The organism is Microcystis sp. LEGE 08355 (genome assembly GCF_015207185.1).
Lineage (GTDB): Bacteria > Cyanobacteriota > Cyanobacteriia > Cyanobacteriales > Microcystaceae > Microcystis > Microcystis panniformis.
In genome coordinates this window covers 1-3,140 of sequence record NZ_JADEXI010000545.1, presented here as the reverse complement: position 1 = coordinate 3,140, position 3,140 = coordinate 1, and the positions used below count along the sequence as shown (strand labels likewise).

The following is a 3,140-nucleotide window of genomic DNA, read 5'->3' as shown; positions in this document are numbered from 1 at the left end:
CCCTAACTAGCTAGATATTCTCTGATGTTGGCCTTGCGTTTTCTTAATTTAGCGATCGCTTCTCGTTCGATCTGACGGACGCGTTCACGACTGATATTGAGTCGAACGCCAATTTTTGCTAGGGTGAGGGGCTGCCCATTATCTAAACCAAAACGCAGACAAATCACTTCTTTTTGTTGAGGAGTGAGGTCTGCCATCAGTTTTTCCAAATCCACCTGGAGGGAAGAATAGGCAGTGTAATCTTCCGGGGAAAGTCCCGTATCTTCCAAGAGTTCCCCTAATTCCGTGTCTTGATTGTCCCCCACCTTTAAGTCAAGGGAAAGGGGTTGACGGGACCTTTCCAAGTAGTCTCGCACCTGTTTGGGAGTTAGGTCTAATTCCTCGGCTAATTCGGCAATGGTGGCAGCGCGACCTTTATCTTGAGCTAGTTGACGCTGGGCTTTTTTGATTTTATTCAGTTTTTCGGTGATGTGGATGGGCAGACGGATGGTGCGACTTTTTTCTGCGATCGCTCGGGTGATAGCTTGGCGAATCCACCAATAGGCATAGGTGGAAAAGCGATAGCCTTTGGTGGGATCGAATTTTTCCACACCTCTTTGCATCCCAATGGTTCCCTCTTGGATGAGGTCTAATAGATCTAGATTGCGTTTTAGGTATTTTTTAGCGACGGAAACCACTAGACGCAGGTTCGCTTCTACCATCTTGCGTTTGGCGAAATCCCCTGCCCCTAATTCTCGACGCAGTTGTTCTTCACTAATTTCCGCCGCTTCTGACCACTGGCGATCGCTGGGATCGCTGCCGAGTTTAGCCCTTAGGGATTCTTTGATTTTTTCCAGAAAAATTAATCTTTGTACCTGTTTTGCGTAGAGAATTTCTTCTTCATGGCTGAGAAGGGGAACTCGGCCAATTTCTCTGAGATAGGCGCGAACTGGATCGGTGTGGTTTTTCGAGGTTTTCATGAGTGCGCGTCGGTTGAGGGTTGATATTCAGGGATTGATGGCGTTTTTCCGATTGCTTCCCCAGGGGCAGTTAAGGAGATGCTATCAGGGTTTCTTCTCGTTTTGTAAAGAGACAAGTAAGTGGTTACTCAAGGATAGAGAGAAATCCAATTGAGGATTTAATTGCCTCTATAGTTCTTTTTTTGGCTATATATAGATTTTATGGGCATAAATGGCGAGTAGTGACAAGCTTGTTTATTTAACTAATATTACAACAATTATTAAATAATGTAAAGTTTATGAGAAAAAAAAATATCCCTCTCAGGAACGCACCGATGAAGAGTAGGTTTGAGTATCCCTACTCATAGATTACCCAGAGGTTTCCAATCAGGATGCAATCTAGATGACAAAATGAGCAATTTGCTCCCCTCACTGATCGCAGAGCGATCGGTGAGGGGAGCAGGGAGTAGTCATACTAAATCCGTTGAGCAATTTTCGCCGGTATTGAACCCCTCAATGGTTCTGCTCCCCGCACTTTCCCCACCGGTGCGTTGCTGACGCTTAAGTGCTATTTTGGTTTAGTTTGGACGCTAATCGGACCATTAACCATGGTTTGACAGGCTAAACGATAATTTTCGGGTTTTTTCTTCAGACAGCGCTGCTCAAAGTCGGTTTTGGCTGAGAGATTTTCCAGACCCTCGACAATTGCCACTATACAAGTACCACACTGACCGTAACCGCCACAATTCATCAATTTACCGCCAAAAGTGTAGATATCAACGCCATTCTGGATTGCTTTCTCTCGTAAGTTCGCCCCATCTGCCGCTACCACGATCTTATTCTCTTTGACGAAGTTGATGTTACCCATGACTGTCTCACCCTAAATTTTTGCAAATTAATATTAAAAAATATTAAATTTTTTTGATTGTAACATTTTTGGCTCGCTGTTCTAAATATTCGGCGATGCCAATAGCGATCGCTTTTTTGCCGATAAATTTCCCCAATGCCGCTTTTGTGACCAAATAAGCCACCTGTTCCCCGTGATCGCCCTTTTCCTCGCCCCGATTAGCAATAACAGCCTGATAGCCCTTTTCTAGGCGTTTACGGGCGATTTCCAGTAACTCCTCCTGACTAACTCCTTCCTGATACTTGAAAGTCACCATCTCTAAATCGGGAAATTTTTCTCTCACCTTGTCAATCACTTTTTCCGTCGGCACAAAATTAAGATTTAACTGCCCACCACTGGAAATTTTGCCGTAAAAAGGGCTTTCTAAGCGATAATCTGCCACTGCTGCCGAAAAAATCCCAAATTTATAATCTTTACTCTCTAATTCTCCCATAACCTTCCCTAGATACTCGTCATAAGTTTCAATAATTTCGTGGGGTAAATAAGCGGGGGGTGTATAGCTGCCGCGTCCGTGGATTAACTGCACCTTTGCCCCGCGCAGGTACAATTCTTCTGCAATAGCGACTCCTAATTGTCCGGTAAAACGATTGGTTAAACGACGAATATTATCGATAATAACGGGTGTGGGTCCACCAGTGACTAAAATCGGCATATTTTTCAGTACAGAATTACTGAGAATCCCACAGGCTGCTACGGTAATCTCTTTTTCCCCGGGGAGATTGTGCTTACCGTAATCATCCCGGGGTGACATAATCTGGACTCCCCAGCGATCGAGAGTTTGCAAAGATTCGGTCAGAATAGCATTATGTAAACTGCCGTGCATGGTGGGGACAAGCAGAATTTTAGTTTTTCCCTTTTCCTGTCGTCCCAAGGCCGAGGCCAAGCATGAAGTGATCACTCCGTCAGCGATTCCGTAACGAAACTTATTAATCGTGTTATAGGTAGCGGGGGCGACTAAATAAAGATCAAAGGGAGATTGATCGCTTAAATGTTCTACTTTTGCCGTTAATTGACTAACTACGGGATTAACCGTACTCCATTCCAAAGCTTCCTTAGTGACGTATCTTAAAGCTTCTTCTGAGACAAAAGCCACGACTGTAGCCCCGAATTTCCGCAAAGATCGGGCAATTAGCGGCGCTTTCATGGCCGCAATCCCTCCTGTCACCAGTAAAGCAATCCGTTTACCCCAGAGATGATGACTCTCTAAGGGTACTTCGCGATCGCCTAAGTCCGAATCCGTGGGAGAGGAGAAATTCCAAGTCATAAATTTGGGGGTTGGGAGATGGGGAGTGGGG

At 45.0% G+C, this 3,140-nt stretch carries 3 protein-coding genes; all 3 read right to left on the bottom strand.

Annotated elements, in window-relative coordinates; translation table 11 throughout:
• Positions 1–2 precede the first annotated feature (2 nt).
• Positions 3–959 carry an RNA polymerase sigma factor, RpoD/SigA family gene (locus IQ242_RS20800; protein WP_002766753.1) on the bottom strand — a complete coding sequence of 319 codons (957 nt, stop codon included), beginning with the start codon at positions 957–959 and terminating at the stop codon, positions 3–5.
• A gap of 547 nt (positions 960–1,506) precedes the next feature.
• Positions 1,507–1,806: a 2Fe-2S iron-sulfur cluster-binding protein gene (locus IQ242_RS20795; RefSeq protein WP_002766752.1), complete on the bottom strand. Its 300-nt coding sequence runs from the start codon at positions 1,804–1,806 to the stop codon at positions 1,507–1,509.
• Between the two features lie 43 nt (positions 1,807–1,849).
• Positions 1,850–3,109 carry a phosphopantothenoylcysteine decarboxylase gene (locus tag IQ242_RS20790; RefSeq protein ID WP_193961258.1) on the bottom strand — a complete coding sequence of 420 codons (1,260 nt, stop codon included), beginning with the start codon at positions 3,107–3,109 and terminating at the stop codon, positions 1,850–1,852.
• Positions 3,110–3,140: the final 31 nt, after the last annotated feature.

Bases quoted from the DNA above. Each gene is read 5' to 3' on its own strand.
- IQ242_RS20795 (WP_002766752.1), bottom strand. From the start codon at position 1,806: ATGGGTAACATCAACTTCGTCAAAGAGAATAAGATCGTGGTAGCGGCA.
- IQ242_RS20790 (WP_193961258.1), bottom strand. From the start codon at position 3,109: ATGACTTGGAATTTCTCCTCTCCCACGGATTCGGACTTAGGCGATCGC.
- IQ242_RS20800 (WP_002766753.1), bottom strand. From the start codon at position 959: ATGAAAACCTCGAAAAACCACACCGATCCAGTTCGCGCCTATCTCAGA.